General features: G+C 66.2%; 16 protein-coding genes. 14 read left to right on the top strand and 2 right to left on the bottom strand.

Annotation, left to right across the window (positions count from 1 at the left end; genetic code table 11):
* Positions 1–45 precede the first annotated feature (45 nt).
* From LPB260_RS19560 to LPB260_RS19530, 7 genes are all read left to right on the top strand, one after another.
* Positions 46–1,050, top strand: coding sequence for an ArsJ-associated glyceraldehyde-3-phosphate dehydrogenase (locus tag LPB260_RS19560; RefSeq protein WP_208707462.1), 1,005 nt, complete (start codon positions 46–48; stop codon positions 1,048–1,050).
* Positions 1,051–1,150: 100 nt separating this feature from the next.
* Complete coding sequence (arsJ, locus tag LPB260_RS19555) at positions 1,151–2,371, top strand: organoarsenical effux MFS transporter ArsJ (protein ID WP_208707461.1); 1,221 nt, start codon at positions 1,151–1,153, stop codon at positions 2,369–2,371.
* 629 nt (positions 2,372–3,000) lie between these two features.
* Positions 3,001–3,942, top strand: a complete 942-nt coding sequence (locus LPB260_RS19550) for a TRAP transporter substrate-binding protein (protein WP_218281504.1) — start codon at positions 3,001–3,003, stop codon at positions 3,940–3,942.
* An 83-nt stretch (positions 3,943–4,025) separates the two neighbouring features.
* A complete protein-coding gene (locus tag LPB260_RS19545; RefSeq protein ID WP_208707459.1) occupies positions 4,026–4,643 on the top strand; it encodes a TRAP transporter small permease subunit in 618 nt (205 codons plus the stop codon).
* Positions 4,640–5,926, top strand: a complete 1,287-nt coding sequence (locus LPB260_RS19540; protein ID WP_208707458.1) for a TRAP transporter large permease — start codon at positions 4,640–4,642, stop codon at positions 5,924–5,926. Before LPB260_RS19545 ends, LPB260_RS19540 begins: the two co-directional genes overlap by 4 nt.
* A gap of 272 nt (positions 5,927–6,198) precedes the next feature.
* Positions 6,199–6,678 (top strand): oxidoreductase, encoded by a 480-nt coding sequence (locus LPB260_RS19535; RefSeq protein WP_208707457.1) that lies wholly within the window; start codon positions 6,199–6,201, stop codon positions 6,676–6,678.
* 20 nt (positions 6,679–6,698) lie between these two features.
* Complete coding sequence (locus LPB260_RS19530; protein ID WP_208707456.1) at positions 6,699–8,717, top strand: bifunctional diguanylate cyclase/phosphodiesterase; 2,019 nt, start codon at positions 6,699–6,701, stop codon at positions 8,715–8,717.
* Between the two features lie 162 nt (positions 8,718–8,879).
* Here the strand turns inward: LPB260_RS19530 and LPB260_RS19525 are convergent, their stop codons facing one another.
* Together LPB260_RS19525 and LPB260_RS19520 are read right to left on the bottom strand one after the other, a co-directional pair.
* Entirely contained in the window at positions 8,880–10,763 is a 1,884-nt protein-coding gene (locus tag LPB260_RS19525; protein ID WP_208707455.1) for a methyl-accepting chemotaxis protein, read from the bottom strand.
* 150 nt (positions 10,764–10,913) lie between these two features.
* Positions 10,914–12,134 carry an OprD family porin gene (locus LPB260_RS19520; protein ID WP_208707454.1) on the bottom strand — a complete coding sequence of 407 codons (1,221 nt, stop codon included), beginning with the start codon at positions 12,132–12,134 and terminating at the stop codon, positions 10,914–10,916.
* A 281-nt stretch (positions 12,135–12,415) separates the two neighbouring features.
* Between LPB260_RS19520 and LPB260_RS19515 the strand changes: the two genes are divergently transcribed.
* The 7 genes from LPB260_RS19515 (at position 12,416) to LPB260_RS19485 (ending at position 20,628) form a co-directional block, all read left to right on the top strand.
* Positions 12,416–13,360 carry a LysR family transcriptional regulator gene (locus tag LPB260_RS19515; RefSeq protein WP_208707453.1) on the top strand — a complete coding sequence of 315 codons (945 nt, stop codon included), beginning with the start codon at positions 12,416–12,418 and terminating at the stop codon, positions 13,358–13,360.
* Positions 13,361–13,798: 438 nt separating this feature from the next.
* On the top strand, positions 13,799–14,626 hold the full coding sequence (locus LPB260_RS19510) for a MaoC family dehydratase N-terminal domain-containing protein (protein WP_208707452.1): 828 nt from the start codon (positions 13,799–13,801) through the stop codon (positions 14,624–14,626).
* A gap of 80 nt (positions 14,627–14,706) precedes the next feature.
* A complete protein-coding gene (locus LPB260_RS19505) occupies positions 14,707–15,870 on the top strand; it encodes an acyl-CoA dehydrogenase family protein (protein ID WP_208707451.1) in 1,164 nt (387 codons plus the stop codon).
* A 10-nt stretch (positions 15,871–15,880) separates the two neighbouring features.
* On the top strand, positions 15,881–17,230 hold the full coding sequence (locus tag LPB260_RS19500; RefSeq protein ID WP_208707450.1) for an MmgE/PrpD family protein: 1,350 nt from the start codon (positions 15,881–15,883) through the stop codon (positions 17,228–17,230).
* A 353-nt stretch (positions 17,231–17,583) separates the two neighbouring features.
* On the top strand, positions 17,584–18,417 hold the full coding sequence (locus LPB260_RS19495; RefSeq protein ID WP_256625495.1) for a CoA ester lyase: 834 nt from the start codon (positions 17,584–17,586) through the stop codon (positions 18,415–18,417).
* Between the two features lie 102 nt (positions 18,418–18,519).
* Complete coding sequence (locus LPB260_RS19490) at positions 18,520–19,884, top strand: MmgE/PrpD family protein (protein WP_208707449.1); 1,365 nt, start codon at positions 18,520–18,522, stop codon at positions 19,882–19,884.
* An 84-nt stretch (positions 19,885–19,968) separates the two neighbouring features.
* Positions 19,969–20,628, top strand: a complete 660-nt coding sequence (locus LPB260_RS19485) for a GntR family transcriptional regulator (RefSeq protein WP_208707448.1) — start codon at positions 19,969–19,971, stop codon at positions 20,626–20,628.
* Positions 20,629–20,909 lie beyond the last annotated feature (281 nt).

Raw genomic sequence — 20,909 nt, 5'->3', positions numbered from 1 at the left:
CCCGCCGGGCAAGCGAATCGACTGCAATCCACACCGGAGCATCACATGAGCATCAAAGTAGGCATCAATGGTTTCGGCCGCATCGGCCGCCTCGCCCTGCGCGCCGCCTGGGACTGGCCGGAGCTGGAGTTCGTGCGGATCAACGATCCGGCCGGCGACCCGGCGACCCACGCCCACCTGCTGAATTTCGACTCGGTGCATGGCCGCTGGCAGCACGAGGCCGGGGCCGACGGGGACAGCATCCTGATCGGCGGCAAGCGCATCCGCGTCACCGCCAACAAGGCCATCGCCGACACCGACTGGTCGGACTGCGATCTGGTGATCGAAGCCAGCGGCAAGATGAAGACGGTCGCCGTGCTGCAGGCCTACCTGGACCAGGGGGTCAAGCGCGTGGTGGTCAGCGCCCCGGTCAAGGAGGCCGGCGCGCTGAACGTGGTCATGGGGGTCAACCAGGACCTGTTCGACCCGGCGCAGCACCGCATCGTTACCGCCGCCTCCTGCACCACCAACTGCCTGGCGCCGGTGATCAAGGTGATCCACCAGCACCTGGGCATCCGTCACGGCTCGATCACCACCATCCACGACCTGACCAACACCCAGAGCATCCTCGACCAGCCGCACAAGGACCTGCGTCGCGCCCGCGCCTGCGGCATGAGCCTGATCCCCACCAGCACCGGTTCGGCCACCGCCATCGCCGAGATCTTCCCGGAGCTGCGCGGCAAGCTCAACGGCCATGCCGTGCGCGTGCCCCTGGCCAACGCCTCGCTGACCGACTGCGTGTTCGAGGTCGAGCGCGCCACCACCGTGGAGGAGGTCAACGGCCTGCTCGCCGCCGCCGCCGCCGGCCCGCTCAAGGGCATCCTCGGCTACGAGGAGCGGCCGCTGGTGTCCATCGACTACCGCAGCGATCCGCGCTCCTCGATCATCGACGCGCTGTCGACCCTGGTGGTCAACGGCACCCAGGTGAAGCTGTACGCCTGGTACGACAACGAATGGGGCTACGCCAACCGCACCGCCGAACTGGCGCGCCTGGTCGGTCTGGCCGGCTGAGCCCAGGGGCGGGAAGGGCCTGCGGCCTTTCCCGCCCCGATCCGCGCGCCTGGTCGCTGCGCGGGTATTTCCACCCTTCATCCGTTTCCGGGGTTCACCCATGCACGCCTTGTCCCGCCTGGCCCCCGAGGTCCGCCAGTACCTGCTGGTGACCGCCAACTACTGGGCCTTCACCCTCACCGACGGCGCCCTGCGCATGCTGGTGGTGCTGCACTTCCACAGCCTGGGCTATTCGCCGTTGCAGATCGCCGCCCTGTTCCTCGGCTACGAGCTGTTCGGCGTGGTCACCAACCTGCTCGGCGGCTACCTCGGCGCGCGCCTGGGCCTGAACCGCACCATGCATATCGGCCTGGCCCTGCAGGTGCTGGCCCTGCTCATGCTGACGGTGCCGACAGCCTGGCTGGGCATCGCCTGGGTGATGGCCGCCCAGGCCCTGTCCGGGATCGCCAAGGACCTCAACAAGATGAGCGCCAAGAGCTCGATCAAATTGCTGGTGGCCGATGGCGAACAGGGCCGGCTGTATCGCTGGGTGGCGCTGCTCACCGGGTCGAAGAACGCGCTCAAGGGCGTCGGCTTCTTCCTCGGCGGCGCCTTGCTGGCGCTGCTCGGCTTTCGCGGCGCGTTGCTGCTGATGGCTGGTGCCCTGGCGCTGATCTGGCTGGGCAGCGTGCTCAGCCTGCACCGCGACCTGGGCAAGGCGCGCGCCAAGCCGAAGTTCCGCGAGCTGCTGTCCAAGAGCCGGGCGATCAACAGCCTCTCGGCGGCCCGGCTGTTCCTCTTCGGCGCCCGCGACGTGTGGTTCGTGGTGGCCCTGCCGGTGTACCTGGCGACCACCTTCGGCTGGGACTTCTGGCAGGTCGGCGGCTTTCTCGCCCTGTGGATCATCGGCTATGGGCTGATCCAGTCGCTGGCCCCGGCCCTCACCGGCAAGCGCCGCGGGCAGGTTCCGGATGGGCGCGCCGCCTGCGCCTGGGCCCTGGCCCTGGCCGGGCTGCCGGCTGCCATCGCCCTGGGCCTGGGCGGCGACTGGCCGGCGCAGACGGTGCTGATCGGCGGCCTGCTGCTGTTCGGCGCGCTGTTCGCGGTCAACTCCTCGCTGCACAGCTACCTGATCGTCTCCTACGCGCGGGAGGACGGGGTGTCGCTGGACGTCGGCTTCTACTACATGTCCAACGCCCTCGGCCGCCTGCTCGGCACCCTGCTCTCCGGCTGGGTCTACCAGGCCCATGGCCTGCCGGCCTGTCTGTGGGTCTCCTCGGCCTTCGTGCTGCTGGCGGCGCTGATCTCCATCGGGTTGCCTCGTCACGCCGCGGATGCCTAGGGCGCGTCCCTCAACCTGCCGCTGAACGCGCCAAGGCCCAGGTTTTTACCTGGGCCTTTTGCTTTGTGGCGCTCCCGGCGAAGCACCGTTTGCGCCTCTGGAACCCGGCGCGCGAATGCCGGCGAGCCTTCGCCAGGAACAGGATTTTCCTATCTCCCGCGTTTGTTTTTATTAGTTGGACGCGCCAAGTCCTCGGCACAAGAATGCACAAAAGCCGGCTGCACGGGCGCTTCCGGGCAGCGATAGCGGCAACTGTCGTCCCAGGTCGACCCATTGGCCCGGGCCAGCCGGAACAGAGTCCGGACGATATCTGCCCAGGGCTTTTTCCAGACAGCGATGCCGCTGCACGCCTGAACCTGCGGATGCTCGAAGCAGTCGCCAGGCGCTGCAGAGGGTTTATCCGGATCACGACTCGGAGCATGCCGTTGTTATCGAGAAGGTTTGATTACCGCCAGAGCTAACCAGATGGGCGCTTCGAGGGAGGTGGGACTCGCTGCGCTGGCCTGACCCCTACTCACCGGATAGGACTGAATATGAAAACAATAATTGCTGCACTCGTCAGTACAATGATCATCGGTTCTGCAAGTGCAGAGGACCTTCCCAAAACCAAGTTGCAGGTGGTCGGCGGCGTGAGCAATCTCACCGCTTACGCCGACTTCGAAAAGCCGTTCTGGAGCAATGAAATTCCAGCCGTCTCCAATGGCCAGATCAGCGCCGACATCAAGGGCTACAACGAGATGGGCCTGAAAGGGCCGGAGATGATGCGCCTGATGTCGCAAGGTGTGATCGAGTTCGGTACTGCCACGCTCGCCTACTTCGCCAGTGACAACCCGATCAACGAGGCCATCGACCTGGCTGGCTTGTCGCCGGATGCCGATACCGCTCGCGCCGTGACGGATGCCTTCTCGCCCGTCTACGCCAAGCACTACAGCGGCGATTCCGGCATCAAGTTGCTGGGCATCTCGACCTACCCGGGTCAGGTGCTGTTCTGCAATGCCGATATCCAGGGGCTGGCCGATATCAAGGGCAAGCGGGTGCGCACCAGCAGCCGTACTCAGGCGGACTTCATCGAGGCACTGGGGGGCACCAGCGTGACCATGTCCTTTGGCGAAGTGGTGCCGGCCCTGCAGAACAACCTTGTCGATTGCGCCATCACCGGGTCGCTGTCCGGCTACTCGGCGAAGTGGTACGAAGTGTCCACCCACCTGTACGCCCTGCCGATCAACTGGAACCAGCAGATCCACGCGGTCAACCAGAAGGCCTGGGACAAGCTCGATCCGAAGGTTCAAACCTTCCTGGAAGGCCGCATCAGCAACTTGGTCGACAACATCTGGAGTGCCGCCGCACGTCAGACCCAGGAAGGCTACGCCTGCAATACCGGCGCCGCGAGCTGCCCGTATCCGGACAAGGGCACCATGACCCTGGTACAGCCGAGCGAGGCGGATCGTCAGTTGCTGCTGAATATCCGCGAAGGCGTATTGAGCAAGTGGGCGGCGCGCTGCTCTGACCAGTGTGTGGCCGACTTCAATGCCACAGTGGGCAAGACGCTGAATCTCGCTGCCAACAAGTAAGTCCCAGTAAAGCCGTGCCGCGAGGTTTCCCCAGGGAAGCCTCGCCCAACTAAATACGGGGCGTTCAGCCCTCGGATACTGCCATGCTCTCCCGTAATTTAGCCTTTATCTCGTTCCTGATATCGAAGGCAGCCCTGCTGTCGCGCGCCGCTGTTTGGGTCGGCGGCGGCTTGACGATCGCCAGCGTATTGCTGATTGCCTACGATGTCAGTCTGCGCCGGCTGTTCAGCATTACCGTCGGTGGCGCCGACGAACTGTCAGGCTATGCGTTCGCCATCAGCAGCAGCTGGGCCCTGGCGTTTACCGCATTGGAGCGTGCCAACGTTCGCGTGGACGTGCTCTATCAATATCTGCCGATCCGTATCAGCGCACTGGTGGACTGGCTGGCGCTGGTCGCGCTCGGCGTATTTTCCGTGCACCTCACCTATTACGCCTACGACGTCGTCATGAGTTCCTGGGTGCAGAACTCCGCGGCGAATACCCCGTTGGCGACGCCTTTGTGGCTGCCACAAGGGCTCTGGCTGATCGGCCTGGCCTGGTTCTCGATCGTGCTCGCCTTGATGCTGCTGCGCGCTTCCATTGCCCTGATCTGCGGCGATGTCGAAGCCGTCAAACAGTTGTGCGGAGTCAAGTCGGCGAAGGAAGAGGCGGCGACTGAAGTTGCCATGGGCGAGCGTAATGTTCGGGGAGTAACCGTATGATTTCTGTCGCACTGATTATCCTGCTCACACTGATCGGTCTGAGCATTCCGATTGCCGCCGCCCTGGGCGTGCTGGGCCTGATTCTCGACCCCCTCTACTCCATGCTGCCGCTCACTCGGGCCATCGGCGAGCTGACCTGGAGTTCCAGCACCGAATTCCTGCTGGTGGCCATTCCGCTGTTCATCATGCTCGGCGAAATCCTGCTGCGGGCCGGCTTTGCCGAGCGCATGTACAGCGCCATGAGCCTGTGGCTGTCCTGGCTGCCAGGTGGCCTGATGCACGCCAATATCGGCGCCTCGACGCTGTTCTCCGCCACGTCCGGTTCCAGCGTGGCGACGGCCGCCACCGTGGGCACGGTGGCGCTGCCGCAGATCAAGCGCTATGGCTACAACGAGCCGCTGTTTCTCGGCAGCATCGCCGCCGGCGGCACCCTGGGCATTCTGATTCCGCCGTCCATCAACCTGGTGATCTATGGCGTGCTGACCAACACCTCGGTGCCCAAGCTGTATCTGGCGGGGATAGTGCCGGGCCTGTTGATGGCCGCCATGTTCATGCTGATGATCATCCTGTGCTGCCTGGTCAAGCCGAAATGGGGCGGGCAACGGATCCAGGCGAGCTGGTCGGAGCGCCTGAGCAAGCTGGTCGATCTGGCGCCGCCGCTCGGTATCTTCCTGCTGGTGGTGGGGTCGATCTACGCCGGCATCGCCACGCCAACCGAGGCCGCCGCCCTGGGCGTGGTCGGCGCCCTGGTACTGGCCGCCTGCTTTCGTACCCTGAGCGTCAAGATGCTGCGCGAGGTGGTGGAGGGCACCATGCGCGCCAGTGCGATGATCATGATCATCGTCATCGGCGCGGCGTTTCTCAACTTCGTCATGTCGGCGACCGGGCTGACCAACGCGATCACCGAGAGCATTGTCGGGCTCAACCTGTCACCCATGCTGATGCTGTTGGTGGTGGTGATCTTCTATGTGGTGCTGGGCTGCTTCATGGAAACCCTGTCGATGATGATCACCACCATTCCCATCGTCGCCCCCATCATGATCGCCCTGGGCTTCGACCCGATCTGGCTGGGCGTGGTGATCATCGTCCTGGTCGAGACCGCCCTGATCACCCCGCCGGTCGGGCTCAATCTGTTCGTCGTGCAAAGCCTGCGCAAGAGCGGCTCGATGCAGGCGGTATTTCTCGGCGGCATGCCCTTCGTCGTCGCGCTCTTCCTGATGGTCGCCCTGCTCGCCGCATTCCCGGGCCTGGCCCTGTGGATGCCTTCGGTCTTTGCCAACTAGCGCCCCTAGCCTGCCGAGCGGTGGCCCGCGGGTCGCTGCTCGGCCGGGCACGGACTGAACGGGTTAGCCCTTGTGGAGGCAGCCGTTCTTCTCCGATCTGAGCCATGTCCCTTGTCGAGCCTGTGCAGGGGCGGCCGTCGCCGTCGCCGGCTGGCTCCATGCTTCACCGAGCGCCGGCTGTCTTGCCTGCGGTGTTCGCGCGGCGACCGGTACCCCGGACGACTTCAGACTCTCCCCCACAGGCCCGCGAGCCATTAACGTGGAGCTAGAAGATGACCCTTAGCAATGCCCTGCGCGTTCTCCTGATCCCGCTTCTCGTTGTCGTCACCCAGGCCTCAGCCGGCCAGGACCACATTGTGCTGACGGTCACCGACTCCGGCGGGACTTCGGTCGACTACGACCTGGCCGCGCTCGAGGCCATGGACAGCACGAACCTGTTGACCCACACCTCCTGGACCGACGGTCTGCAACGCTTCACCGGGGTGCGCGCCAGTCTGCTGCTGGCGGCAGTCGAGCAGCCGGGTGCGAGCGTGCGGGCGCTCGCGCTCAACGACTACGAAATCCGCATGAGCGTGAAGGACCTGACCGACTATCCGGTGATCATCGCCTACAAGCGCAATGGCGAGTACATGGCCATCCGCGACAAGGGGCCGCTGTGGATCATCTTCCCCCAGGATGACCACCCCGAGCTGACAGGCCTGGAAACCGACCAGAAGATGGTCTGGCAGCTGCGCCAGCTGGTCGTCGAATAGTGGCCGGCGGGCGGCGCCCCATGCTCAGGCACTGGTGGCAGCAAAGCGGGATGTGGCGTCTGGCGCTGGCCTTGGTGGTCTTCATGACGTCGCTGTACTTCTCCTATCGCGACCTGGGCCAGGCCAACAACCTCGCCGGTTTGCGCATCGCCCACCATACCCACACCCTGTTCAAGACCTATGAGGACGTCGAGCGGCTGATGCGCAGCCTGCGCCACTACGCGATGAATGATCCGGTCTATGACGTCGGCCTGGAGAGCGTGCAGCTGGACTACGAGCTGCTGGTCAGCCGCCTGCCGGTGTTCTATCACGGCGAGGCCAACCGCGAGCTGGCGGAGTCTGCCGAGGTGCGCGCGGCGGTCGACAGTCTCGCGATCATGCTCGATTCGATCGAGCCGCTGATCGCCAACCTCAGGCCCGACCGGTATGACCCCGCCTATGCCCACATCCAGTCGTTGCTGCGCACGCCGCGGGTCAGGTTCCTGGACCTGACCAAGCAGTTCATGATGAACGCGCAAGTGCGCAACGATCAGATTCTCAAGCACCTTGCCCACACCCGGAGCGACTGGGTGATCGCCGCGCCGGCGGTCAGTGGCGTGACCCTGCTGCTGCTGTTCTTCCTGCAGCTGCGACAGTCGAGGGCCCTGGCCAAGACCCTCGAGGCGGAGTCGCACAAGCTCGCCCATCAGGCCGCCCACGATCCCCTGACGGCGCTGCCCAACCGGGCGTTGCTGCAGGAACGGCTTGGCCAGGCTATCCGCCGCAGCCGTCGCGCCGGCGGGCGCTTCGCGGTGATGTTCCTCGACCTGGACCGCTTCAAGGCGGTGAACGACAGCCTCGGTCATGCTGCCGGCGACGAACTGCTGAAGACGGTGGCCGAGCGCCTCGGCGCCTGTGTGCGCGAAGGCGATACCGTGGCGCGCATAAGCGGCGACGAGTTCGTCCTGTTGATCGAGAACATCGGCGACGACAACACGGTGCTCGACGCCGTCGCCAACCGGGTCGCCGGGCAATTGCGCACGCCTTTCCTGCTGGCCGGGCAGGAGCTGCTGGTCACCGGCAGTATCGGCGTCAGCCTGTATCCCGAGCATGGCGAGGAAGCGGAGCTGCTGCTGCTCAATGCCGATGTCGCCATGTACAGCTCCAAGGCGAACGGGCGCAACAGCATCCACGCCTACCAGGCAGAGATGAACGTCGGCAGTGTGGCGCGGCTGGAGTTGAACCGCGACCTGCACTTTGCCCTCGAGCGCGGGCAGCTGGTGCTGCATTACCAGCCCCTGGTTCGCCTCGCCACGGGGCAGATCTTCGGCGTCGAGGCCCTGCTGCGCTGGCAGCACCCGAGCCGTGGCCTGCTGGGCCCCGACGAGTTCATTCCCTTGGCCGAGGAGAACGGCCTGATCCTGCCGATCGGCGAGTGGGTGATTCAGGCGGCCTGTGCCCAGGCCATCGCCTGGCACCAGCAGGGCCTGCCGCTGCTGAAGATGGCGGTGAACCTGTCCGCGCTGCAGTTCCAGCAAGCAGAGCTCGCCCAGCGGGTCGGCGCGACGCTGGAGGCCTCAGGCTTTCCGGCCGAGCTGCTGGAGCTGGAGCTGACCGAAACCCAGCTGATGCGCAACGTCGACCTGGCGATTGCCGCGACCCAGGCATTGCGCGAACTGGGTGTGGGCCTGGCGGTCGACGACTTCGGCACGGGCTATTGCTCGCTGATCTACCTGCAGCGCTTCCCGGTTAGCAAGCTCAAGCTCGATCGCAGTTTCGTCCAGGATGCGCTCAGCAAGCCGCGCTCCGCGGCCATTGCCCGCAGTGTCATCAGCCTGGGCCGGAGCCTGGGTCTCGAGGTGCTGGCCGAGGGCATAGAAACGCCGGAGCAGCTGGTGTTCCTGCGCGCCCATGGCTGTGACTACGGCCAGGGCTATCTCTTCAGCCGACCGCTGGCGGCCGCCCAGATCGCCAGGCTGATCCGGGCCAACCTGGCGGCCGAGAGCGAGGACAACGAGATGCGCCCCATCGGTCCCGGGGCGCTGCTGCTGGGCGCCTGAGCCAGTGGCTCGAGCCGGTTCAGGCGCTGACAGCGGGGGGGCGGCATCGAGCGGGCTTGCAGCGCACAGCGAAGCGCTGCCGATTGCCCCGCTTCTGTCTGCGCCTGGCACTGCGCCGACAGTCGAGGCCCCCAGGGGCGGTGACCTGCGCGCCCGCTGGACTCAGGCGATGCGAAATTGCCGCGCACTGCGGCTCAAGGCCTCGACCTGTGCCGACAGGCCTTGGGTGTGCTGGTCCAGTGTCAGGCGCAGATCCTTGGTCCCGCCCACGTGCAGGTTGATTTCCTCCATCTTGTCGGCGATGTCCTCGGTGGTGCAGGAGATCTCCTCGATGGCGACCACCACCTGGTTCATTTCCGCGGTGAGCTGTTCCATCGAGCAGGAGATATCTTGTATGGCCTCGGCCACCTGGCCGGCGTGCTGTTCGCTTTCCGCCGCCAGGGCCAGGCCGTCGGTCATCAGCTCGTCCATGCTGCGCGTCTGCTGTTTGAAGTCGCCGACGATGCGCGCGATATCGGTGGTGGCCGAAACGGTTTTCTGGGCGAGCGTGCGCACCTCGTCGGCCACCACCGAGAAGCCACGACCGGCTTCGCCGGCGCGGGCCGCCTCGATCGCCGCATTCAGCGCGAGCAGGTTGGTCTGGTCGGCCAGGCTGTTGATGACATCGATGATCCCCGCCACCTTGCCACTGGCGCGATTGAGCTGTTCGACCTGCGTGTGGGTTGCCTGGATCAGCTTCGACAGGCGGCCCATGCGCTCGACGCTGGCGCCAATGATCGCGGTGCCCTTGCGTGCCGAGTCGTAGGCCGACTGGGTGGCGGTGCCGACGTCTGAGGTGCGCTGCGCCATTTCGTTGATGGTTGCCGAGATCTGCTGGGACGCCGAGGCGGTCTGCTCGGTCTGCATCTCCACCTGGGTACTGTTCTCGCCGAGGTGGCGCATGGCGTCGTTCAGGTAGCTGTGCAACTGACCCAGTTGCTGGTTGGTGTCGACGACATGGCCGACGATCTGCCCAATGCCGCGGATCATCCGGTTGGTCGCCTCGCCCAGCTGGTTGAATTCATCCTTCGAGTTGCGGCCTACCGGCATGCTACCGGTGAGGTCGCCGGAGGCGACCCGGGTAAGCAGCTGGGTGACCGTGCCGAGCTGGCTCAGCAGCGTTCGCGAGGCCTGGCTCAGGGTGATCAGCAGGAACAGCGCTACGCCGGCGAAGGTGATGCCCATCATCAGGCTCGAGGAGCTGCGCGCTTCCTGCGCCTGTCTTGCCGTGCTGGTGAGGAGGCCTTCCTCCAGCAGGGTGATCTGTTCATCGGCATGCTGCTCGATCTGCTGCCCCAGCTGCTCGAGTTGCGCGTCGAAGCCGCGAATCTGCTGGATCAGGCCATGGGCCTGGGCGAATGTCTCGGCGTACTTGGTGACCGCCTGACCGATCTGGTTCTCCTGCCAGTTCAACTCCTGGATCTTGGCCTGCATGTCGGCAATGGCCGCCTCGGTCCTGCGCGCGTACGTGAGGTCCGCGGTCGCCAGGTAGTTGCGTTGGCCGCTCAGGGCCGCGGCGATGAACGGCTGGATCAGGCCGATGCTGACGTCCTCCAGCGCTTCGCCGCTGGCCGACAGTTCCTGGCGCACGCCTTCGGTGGGGTTCAGGCCCAGCTGTTGGCGCAGCGCCAGCCAGGTGCGCTGCAGATCGGCTTCCTTGTGCATCAGCGCCTGCACCTCCTGGGCACTCTCGGTCAGGGCCGGCTGATCCAGCCCCTGGGCCTGAGCCAGGAGTTGCTCGGCGAGTTGCTCGAGGCCGGCCAGGCGCTGCTGAAAGTCGTCGGCATTGTCGGCGCTCAGCGCCTTGCGCATGGCGCCCTGCTTGAGCCAGGCGTTCATCAGGGTGAACGAGTCACTGGCGTAGCTGGTGGCGGCTTCGCGCGCGTGAAACGAGTCGTTCAGCCGCTGGCTGGCCCAGAACGACGAGGCGGCCATCAGGGCCAGGCTCGCCAGGGCGATCGCGATCAGGATGTGGAACTTATGTTTCCAGGAAAGAGAGAGGTGCATGCTGACTCCTCACCGCACGAGTACGGACGCCTGGGGCTGAAGAGTCGGCGGGCTTTAGGGCAGGGCGAGCGCCGAATCTTCAGTTCCATTGGCTGTCGGCGGAATGATTGAAAGGACCGACGGCGCAGTCGCCGCCGGCCGTGGCGTGCCTTACCAGAGCGGCAGGGTGTAGCTCATGATCAAACGGGCTTCGTTGAGGTCATCGCCAAAGGTGGTGCGCAGGGTCGAGTTGCGCAGCTTGATACCGAGGTTCTTCAGCGGGCCGTCCTGAATCACATAGCCGATGTCGGTGTTGCGCTCCCACTCCTTGCCGCTGTTGCTCGTGCCGACACGGATATTGTCACCGGACAGGTAGCGGCTCATGAACGTCAGGCCGGGGATGCCGATCGCGGCGAAGTTGTAGTCATAGCGTGCCTGCCAGGAGCGCTCGTTGGTGTTGCCGAAGTCGCTGATCTGCACGGAGTTGACGAGATAGGCATCGGTGCCGGCGATGGACGGGTAGGGGTCGTCACCGTTCATGCGCTGGTAGCCGGCACCGAAGGAGTGGCCGCCCAGGGTGTAGGTGAACATGGCGCCGAAGGCCCGGTTGTCGAGGTCGCGGAAATTGCCGTCGTCCTGGCTCTTGGCGTAACGCAGGTCGGCCTTGAAGGATTGGCCGTCGCCCAGGGGACGCAGGTAGGTCAGGCCGGCGACGTACTGCGAATAGATGTCTTCCAGTTGCCCGTAGTGGAGGCTGGCGGTGAGTTCGGGGGTCAGCTTGTAATCCGCGCCGGCGAAGGTGAAGGAGTCACTGCTGCCGCCAATCCGCCGTACGCTCATCTCCGTGTAGTCGCTGGAGTTGAGCGCCTTGATACGGTTTAGCTGGCCACCCTGCAGGGACAGGTTCTCGACTTCCTGGACATTCAGCAGGCCGCCCTGGAACAGGCCTGGCAGCAGTCGCGCATCGGAGGCCTGGACCACCGGGTTGCGGACATGCAGGTCGCCCAGCTTCAGCGTGCTGTTGGAGTACTTGATCTTGCCGGTCAGGCCGAGCTTCGAGTACTCGTCCTGGGAACCACCCGAGCGGTCGGCCGGTAGCAGTCCGCTGCCGGCGGTGCCGTCGCCGGAGTCGAGCTTCAGCCCGAGCATGCCGATGGCATCGATGCCGAAACCGACCGTGCCTTCGGTATAGCCGGACTCCATGCGCAGGATGAAGCCTTGCGCCCATTCCTCGGCCTTGTCGCGGGAGTTGTCCTGGCGGAAATCGCGATTGAAATAGAAATTGCGCAGCTCGAGGCTGCCTTTGCTGTCGCTGATGAAGTCGGCGTTGGCCAGCCCGGGAAGGCCGCTGCTGAGGATCAGCAGTGCAGCCATGCGATTGCGAGGTGTCATGCGGGGTACTCCTGGAAGCAAAAACGCGCGGCGGTGGTTCACCACTGTTTGGCAAGGCGCATTTTCTATGCCTGTTGTTTTTGTGGGCTTGCCCGTTCCCTCGCGCATTCTTGGAAGGGGATGGCGTCATCGTCTAACGATAAAAAACAGCACCCCCCGATAAGAAAACGCTATGGCCCGTGCCTCGGCAAAGGCGCGTAGGTCTGCCTACTTCCCCGGTGTATGATCGGCTAGCCCTGCATTTTCGACTGGCCTGAATCACTGAGAGGTTCGATACGGCTGTGAACCTGAAATTTCTCGAGACCCTGGTGTGGGTGGCTCGTCTGAAGAGCTTTCGCCTGACCGCAGAAAAGATGTTCACCACCCAGGCGTCGGTTTCCAGTCGAATCGCCGCGCTGGAAGACGAGCTGGGCACCCGGCTGTTTCTGCGGGACTCCAAGGGCGTATCGCTGACGCCCGCCGGGCAGAAGGTGCTCGAATACGCCGAGCACATGATCAACACCACGCAGGAGCTCAAGCAGTCGATAGGCGACAGCGGCAACGTGCAGCGCAGCATCCGCATCGGCGCCATCGATGTGGTCATCAATAGCTGGCTGAGTTCGTTTATCGCCAAGGTCATGGAGCGCTACCCGGCGCTGGAGATCGAGCTGACGGTCGACACCACGCGCAACCTCAACGACCAGCTGCAGAAGGGCTACCTGGATGTCAGCTTCCAGATCGACATGGTTCGCAGCGACAGCGTGCGCAACCTGGAACTGGCGAACTTTCCCGTGCACTGGATCGTGCCGGCCGACTCGCTGTATCACCGCGGCTATGCGTCGATCGCCGAGCTGAGCAAGGAGCGCATCATCACCTTCTCGAAGAACTCCCGGCCGCACCTCGATACGCTCAGCCTGCTGCACGCGGCGAACGTCAGCGCGCCGCGGATCAGTTGCGTGAGTTCCGTGGCGGCCATCACCCACCTGATTCGCACCGGCTTCGGCGTCGGCCTGCTGCCCGGTGCGGTGGTCTGCGAGGATCTGCGCCGCGGCGTGCTGGCGACCCTCGACGGCTTGCCGCTGCCGCCGCCGCTTGGGCTGGTGGCGACCTGGCACACCGGGCCGGGCCTCGAGCTGAACGAGGACATGGTCGCGCTCGCCTGTGAGGCGCTCTGCGAATACGGAGCGCAGATGGGCGAAGGGATGATTTCCATCCTGGTGCCCGACCCGGATCAGGAGACCACCTGAGTCCTGGCCTGCCCAAGACGCGCCTGGCGCGTTCCCCTCTGACACCGGCGCAAGGCCGGTGCCTCCCGTACCTGGCGGCGTCGCCGCTGGCGGGCTGAAGTCCTGGACAGCGCCTCATTCCCCCGTGCAGCCTGATCGAAACCAGGCCCGTCACCCGCGCCTTTTCCCATGCCTCGCCTGGCCGACGCTGGCCCACCGCCTGGGCCGCCAGCGATGCCCTGAGCCTGTCCCGCGCGTCGCTGGGCCTGCTGCTCCAGGCCCATGGCGACGCGGCTTGGCGCGGGGGCCACAGGATTTTTCTATCCCCTGCGTACGCATTTATTAGTTGGACTGGTTCGCCGAGGCCCCACAAAAATGTTGCCAAGTTAAGGGCATCGGCCTGATCGGCGCGGTGCGCACGACAGCCTGCACATCAGCATGTGATCGGAACCCAACGCCATGAGTGACCCCGCTTTCTCCGCCTGGATCGGCCGTACCGAAGAGTCCCGCGATCAGCTCAGTCTCAACCTGGTCAGGCGCATCGCCGCGACCCTGAGCGAGCCGACGCCTGCCTACGGAGAACCGTTGCCGCCGCTGTGGCACTGGGCATTTTTCCAGGAGCCGGCCGACGAGGACGGCCTCGGCGAGGACGGTCATCCGGCCCGCGGGGGGTTCCTGCCGCCGGCGGACAACCGCAACCGCATGTGGGCCGGTGGCCGCCTCGAGTTCATCGCCCCGCTCAGGGTCGGCCTCGAGGCCAGGAAGGTGTCGACCATCACCCATATCGAGGAGAAGCGCGGTCGCACCGGCGCCCTGCTGTTTGTCACCCTGCGCCACGACTACCTGCAGGACGGCCACCTGGCGATTCGCGAGGAGCAGGACATCGTCTACCGCGAACCGACGCCGCCCAAGCTCGGCAGCGGTGAGGCGCTGCTGGGCGGCGACTGGCAGGAACGCGTGACGCCCAGCCCGACCCTGTTGTTCCGCTACTCCGCGGTGACCTTCAACGCCCACCGCATCCACTACGACTGGCCCTATGTCACCGAGGCCGAGGGCTACCCGGGCATGGTGGTGCAGGGACCGCTGATCGCCACCCTGAATCTGCGCGCCTTCTGTCGCGCCAACCCCGAGGCGCGCCTGCGGCGCTTCGCCTTTCGCGGCGTGCGCCCGCTGATTGCGCCGCAGCCGTTCACGGTTGGTGGCCGCAGGGTCGGCGCCAACAGTGCCGAGTTGTGGGCCGGTGACCAAGGCGGTCTGGCCCACCGCGGCGAGGTGCATTTCGACTGATTTCCAGCAGGCGAGTGCGCTGCCCTCGCCCCATCCATCGCAGGCAGGAGCCGCTCCTGCACCGACCTGAGAGCCAAGTGATGAACCCCAACCAGAACGAAGAACTCAATGCCATCCGCGAGGGCGTGCGCGCCCTGTGTGCCGAATTCGATGCGGCCTACTGGCGCCAGGTCGATGAAGAAAAGGGCTTTCCGGAAGCCTTCGTCGAGGCGCTGACCCGCGCCGGCTGGCTGGCGGCGATGATTCCGGTCGAGTACGGCGGTTCGGGCCTGGGCCTGGCGGAAGCCTCGGTGATCCTCGAGGAGGTCAACCGCTGCGGCGGCAACTCCGGCACCGTGCACGGGCAGATGTACAACATGTTCACCCTGCTGCGTCACGGCAGCGAAGAGCAGAAGCGCTACTACCTGCCGAAGATCGCCGCCGGCGAGCTGCGCCTGCAGTCCATGGGCGTGACCGAGCCGACCACCGGCACCGACACCACCAAGATCAAGACCACCGCGGTCAGGCGTGGCGACAAGTACGTGATCAACGGGCAGAAGGTGTGGATCTCGCGCATCCAGCATTCCGACCTGATGATCCTGCTGGCGCGCACCACGCCGCTGGCCGAGGTGCAGCGCAAGTCCGAGGGCATGTCGATCTTCCTGGTCGACCTGCGCGAGGCCATCGGCAACGGCATGACCGTGCAGCCGATCGCCAACATGGTCAACCACGAGACCAACGAGCTGTTCTTCGACAACCTGGAGCTGCCGGCCGACAGCCTGATCGGCGAGGAGGGCAAGGGCTTCCGCTACATCCTCGACGGCCTCAATGCCGAGCGCACGCTGATCGCCGCCGAGTGCATCGGCGATGGCCGCTGGTTCATCGACAAGGCCAGCCAGTACGCCCGCGACCGGGTGGTGTTCGGTCGGCCCATCGGCCAGAACCAGGGGGTGCAGTTCCCGATTGCCGAGGCGCATATCGAGATCGAGGCGGCCGACCTGATGCGCTGGCGCGCCTGCGAGGAATACGACGCCGGGCTGAACGCCGGGGCCAGCGCCAACATGGCCAAGTACCTGGCGGCCAAGGCGTCCTGGGAGGCGGCCAATGCCTGCCTGCAGACCCACGGCGGCTTCGGTTTCGCCTGCGAATACGATGTCGAGCGCAAGTTCCGCGAGACCCGCCTGTACCAGGTCGCGCCGATCTCCACCAACCTCATCCTGTCCTACGTGGCCGAGCACCTGCTCGAGCTGCCGCGTTCGTTCTGAGGCGCCGGCCATGAGCAACAGTACCCAGACCCTGGCGGCGTTCCTCTCGGCACTGAGCTACGACGACCTGCCGGAGGCGGTGATCGAGCGCAGCGAGGCGCTGTTCCTCGACTGGCTCGGGTGCGCGCTGGCCAGCCAGGGCATGCACCCGATTCCGCTGTTCGAGCGTTACGCCCGGCAGATCGGGCCCACCACCGGGCGCAGCCAGATCCTGGCCAACGGCGAGCGCAGTTCGGCCTACTTCGCGGCTCTGGTCAACGGCGCCAGTTCGCACATGCTGGAGCAGGACGATGTGCACAACGGCGCGGTGCTGCATGCCGGGGCGGTGGTGTTTCCCGCCGCGGTCGCCGCGGCGCAGGACCTCGGCAGGTCGGGGCGCGAACTGATCCTGGCCGTGGTCGCCGGCTATGAGGCGGGCATCCGCATCGGCGAGTTCCTCGGTCGCTCCCACTACCGCATCTACAACACCACCGCCACGGTGGGCACCCTGGCCGCCGCGGTGGCGGTCGGCAAGCTGCTGGGCTTCAACCGCGAACAGTTCATCCACCTGCTCGGCAGTGCCGGCACCCAGGCCGCCGGCCTCTGGCAGTTCCTGCGTGACGCCGCGGATTCCAAGCAGCTGCACATCGCCAAGGCCGCCGCCGATGGCCTGCTCGCCGCCTACCTGACCGCGGAGGGCCTGACCGCCGCGCAGAACATCCTCGAAGGCGAGCAGGGCATGGCCGTGGCCATGTCCACCGACGCCGACCCGCGCCGCCTGACCGATGGTCTGGGCAGCCGCTGGGCGCTGAGCGAGACCTCGTTCAAGTTCCACGCGTCCTGCCGGCACACCCATCCGGCGGCCGACGCCCTGCTGAGCCTGATGCAGCGCGAGGGGCTGAGCCATGAGCAGATCGCCGCGGTTACCGCCCGCGTCCACCAGGGGGCTATCGACCTGCTCAAATGGCCGGCGCCGCAGAACGCCTACCAGGCCAAGTTCTCCATGGGCGCGGTGCTGGGACTGGTCGCCGTGCACGGCCAGGCCGGGGTCGAGGCGTTCGCCCAGCATGCCTACCGCGACCCGCGGGTCGTGGCGTTCAGCGGCAAGGTGCGCATGCAGCTGGATGCCGAGGTGGACGGCGCCTACCCGAAGCGCTGGCTGGGCCGGGTCGATGTCGTCACGCTCGACGGCCGTCAGCTGCGCGGCGCCATAGACGCTGCCAAGGGCGACCCGGGCAACAGCCTCAGTCGCCAGGAACTGGAGGACAAGTTCCGCCGCCTGGTCGCGTTCTCCGGCGCCGTCAGCGCCGACCGGGCCGGCGAGCTGATCGCCCGCGCCTGGGCGCTGCGCGAGGCCCCGGACGTTGCCCTGCTGATCTGAGTGCGCGCTTCGCTGGCGCAGGCGTCGGGCGGTTGGCCGGCCCCGAGCCGTCAGGACTTGTTGTTGCCACGACCCGGACAGCCCGCCGCAGCGGCGGCTACCTGGCTGGGTCGCGGTCCACGCGTTTGGTCGAGTGGCCGGGGTGTTCCCTGCATAGCCTGTCCGACGGTGCCACGCCGCCGCCATGCGCAGGGACCGCCCACTCGGCCATCTAACTCCCGCGGTCGTGGCCGGACGACCGCGGCGCTGCGGCCGGCCGCAGCCTGCGCTTGACCGCAGCAGTGTCCTCCGTTGCGTGCCCGGCGATTCGCCACCCCTCACCGAACCCATTGTTGTGCTGATGAGATGACGCCATGGATACCCCTAAACCGATGATTCGTTCCGCCCTGTTCGTTCCCGCCACGCGTCCGGAGCGCATCCCCAAGGCGCTGGCCAGCGGTGCCGACGTGGTCATCGCCGACCTCGAGGATGCCGTGCAGGAAAGCCTGAAGGCCGAGGCGCGGGCCAATCTCGAGGCCTTTCTGACGTGCAACCCGAATGCCCGTCTGCTGGTGCGCATCAACGCCCCGGGTCATCCCGAGCAGGCGGCGGACCTCGCCCTGTGCAAGCGCCAGCCCGGGGTGATCGGCGTGCTGCTGCCCAAGGTGGAGAGTGCCGCGCAGGTCGCCCAGGCCGCGGCCAGCGGCAAACCGGTGTGGCCGATCATCGAGAGCGGCGAGGGCCTGCTGCAGTTGGCGCAGATCGCCCAGGCGCCAGGTGTCGAGCGCCTGTCGTTCGGTGCCCTGGACCTGGGGCTCGACCTCGGCCTGGCCAGCGGCACCGGCGCCGCCGAGCGGATTCTCGACCAGGCGCGCTATGCCATCCTGCTGCAGTCGCGCACGGCCAACCTGGCCGCCCCGCTGGACAGCGTGTTCCCGGCGATCGAGGACCAGACGGGGCTCGACCGGGCCAGCCGAGATGCCCGCGACATGGGCTTCGGCGGCCTGCTGTGCATCCATCCCAGTCAGGTCGCCGTCGTTCATCAGGCGCTGATGCCCGGCGCCGAAGAGCTGGCCTGGGCGCGCCGCGTGCTGGAGGCCGGCAGCGGCGGCGCGGGGGTCTTCGTGGTGGATGGACAGATGGTCGATGCGCCGGTGATCGGGCGCGCCCGCAGGCTGCTCCAGCGGGCGGGCAGCAACCCGTACTGAGGACTGGGCCGCGCGCCCCCGTGTTTTCTGGTGTACAGAGTGGCTATGTAAATGTAGGTAGTCCTGTAGACCCCTATTGGAAAGAGAGTTTCGAGGCGACCAATGAGTGCTATTACCCAGTTGCTGGACCATGTGAGTGAGACCAGCTATGACGACCTGCCAGCGGCGGCCATCGCGGCCGCCAAGGTGTTCATCCTGGACAGCATCGCTGTGGGCATTTCCGGCTCCCGGCATCCCTGCAACCCCATGGTCAAGCAGGTGGCCCTCGGCTGGGGCGGCGCGGCCGATGCCAGGGTGCTCGGCTCCGGGGAGCGCCTGCCGGTGCCGTCGGCCGTGATGCTCAACGCCTACCAGATTCACAATCAGGAGTTCGACTGCGTCCACGACCGCGCCGTGGTGCACACACTGGCGTCGATCCTGCCGGCCTTGCTCGCCGAGGCCGAGCGCAAGGGCGGCGCGACCGGCAAGGAGCTGATCCTCGCCCTGGTGCTCGGGGTGGATGTGGCGGCCTTCATCGGCATGGCCCAGGGCGCGCCGATGCGCTTCTTCCGGCCGGCGATGTGCGGGGCCCTGGGCGCCACTGCGGCCTTGAGCAAGCTCGCCGGCTTCGACCGGGCGACTTTGCATAACGCCCTGGGCATCATGTACAGCCACCTGTCCGGGACCATGCAGGCGCATATCGAGGGGACACCGACCGTGGCCTTGCAGGTCGGGCTGAATGCCCGCGCGGCGGTCACGGCATTCGATTTCGCCCGAGCCGGCTTCGTCGGCCCCAAGGATATTCTTGAAGGGCAGTACGGCTACTTCGCCCTGTTCGATGGCCAGCCCGACTGGGCCAGGGTCAGCGACAGCATTGGCCGCGACTTCCAGATCGCGCGCATGAGCCACAAGCCCTTTCCGACCGGCCGCGCCTGTCACGGCGGCATCGACGGGGTCATGACCCTGCTTGCCCAGGACAGGTTCAATGCGGCGGACGTCGAGAAAGTACGGGTGCTGGTGCCGCCGCTGGTGGTGCGCCTGGTCGGGCGACCCGCGGTGCGAGGGATGAACGTGGGCTACGCCAAGCTGTGCCTGGGTTACTGCGTCGCCACCGCCTTGCTCACCGGCAGCGTGGGCATCGAGGACTTCGATGCCGACCAGCTGGTCGATCCCGAGCGGCTGGCCCTGGCCCAGCGGGTCGAGGTGCTGGACAACGGCATGCGCGACGAGAATGCCCTGGGGCCGCAGTCGGTCGAGGTGATCCTCAAGGATGGCCGCACACTGCGCATCGAACTGCCGGCGGTCCTCGGCCATCCGCAGCGCCCGCTGGTGCGTGAGCGCCAGGTGGAAAAGTTCGACGCCTGCCTGCGTTCGGCGCCGGCGGTCATCGGCGCGGCCCAGCGCGCCGAACTGCTGGCCACCCTCGACGACCTGGAAAACCTTGCGGATGTCCGGCGCATTCTCGACCTGAGCACGGCGCCGGCCTGACTGGCTGCACGAGTGGCGGTATTGGTATATTTATGACTCGCTCAGATATCCAATATCCGCCACGAGTCCAGGAGAGAGGCACCAGTGAAGGCAGCTGAACGCATCAGGCTAGCGATCGAAGATGGCATTCGCAGCGGCGACCTGCCGCCGGGCACGGCCATCGACGAGGCCGAATTCATGCGCAAGTACCAGATCTCGCGCACGCCACTGCGCGAGGCCATGCTGCAGTTGCAGGCGCAAGGACTGCTCACCAGCCAGCCGCGTGGCGGCATGATCGTCACCAAGATGAACCTGCAGCAGTTGCTGTCCCTCTGGGAGCTGCTCGCGGAGATGGAAGGGCTGTGCGCCCGGCTGGCCTGCGAGCGCATGACCGAGGATGAGCGCAACCAGCTCGCGCAGGTGCTGGACGCCGCCATCCCGGTCGTCGAGGCCAACGATCTCGAGGCCTGGAAGGCGGCCAATAAGGAGTTCCACGAGCGCATCTACCGCGGCTCGCGCAATCCGTTCCTGCGCGAGCATATCTTCCAGATCCGCGCGCGAACCGGGGCCTATCGGCAGCATGCCTTCGGCGCTATCGGCCACCTGCAGGCCTCGTGGGCGCAGCACATGGACGTGGTCAAGGCGATCCTGAACCATGATGGCGCGGCCGCCTATACGGCGATGGTGCGCCACCTGAGTCCGGGGCTGGGCGTGCAGGGGTTCGCCTCTTTCGTGGCAACCCTGCCCCAGGAGCTGCTGGCCTGATGGCGGCGTGCCGGTGCGGCACAGCCCCTTGATCTGAGTCCCCTGCGCGGCCGGCCATTCGCCGCCGGCGCCATGCGGTTTTCTGCCTCGATGGCGGGACGACGACGCCCCCCGCCTGATCCCTCCGCCTTATCCCGGGTGCGCTGACTGTCCGCGGCGCGCCACCGAGCGCCTGCTCGGCCGCTGGCCTGGAAATCCCCGCTCGCGCTGTCCGTCCTTCTCCCCATCAACGCCGCTGCCGTGCCCGCCACCGGCGTGCGCCCGCGTGCTCGCGGATCCAT

It is taken from the genome of Pseudomonas sp. LPB0260 (genome assembly GCF_013388395.1).
The sequence above is the reverse complement of the archived record's forward strand: the minus strand, read 5'-3'. Positions and strand labels throughout refer to the sequence as shown.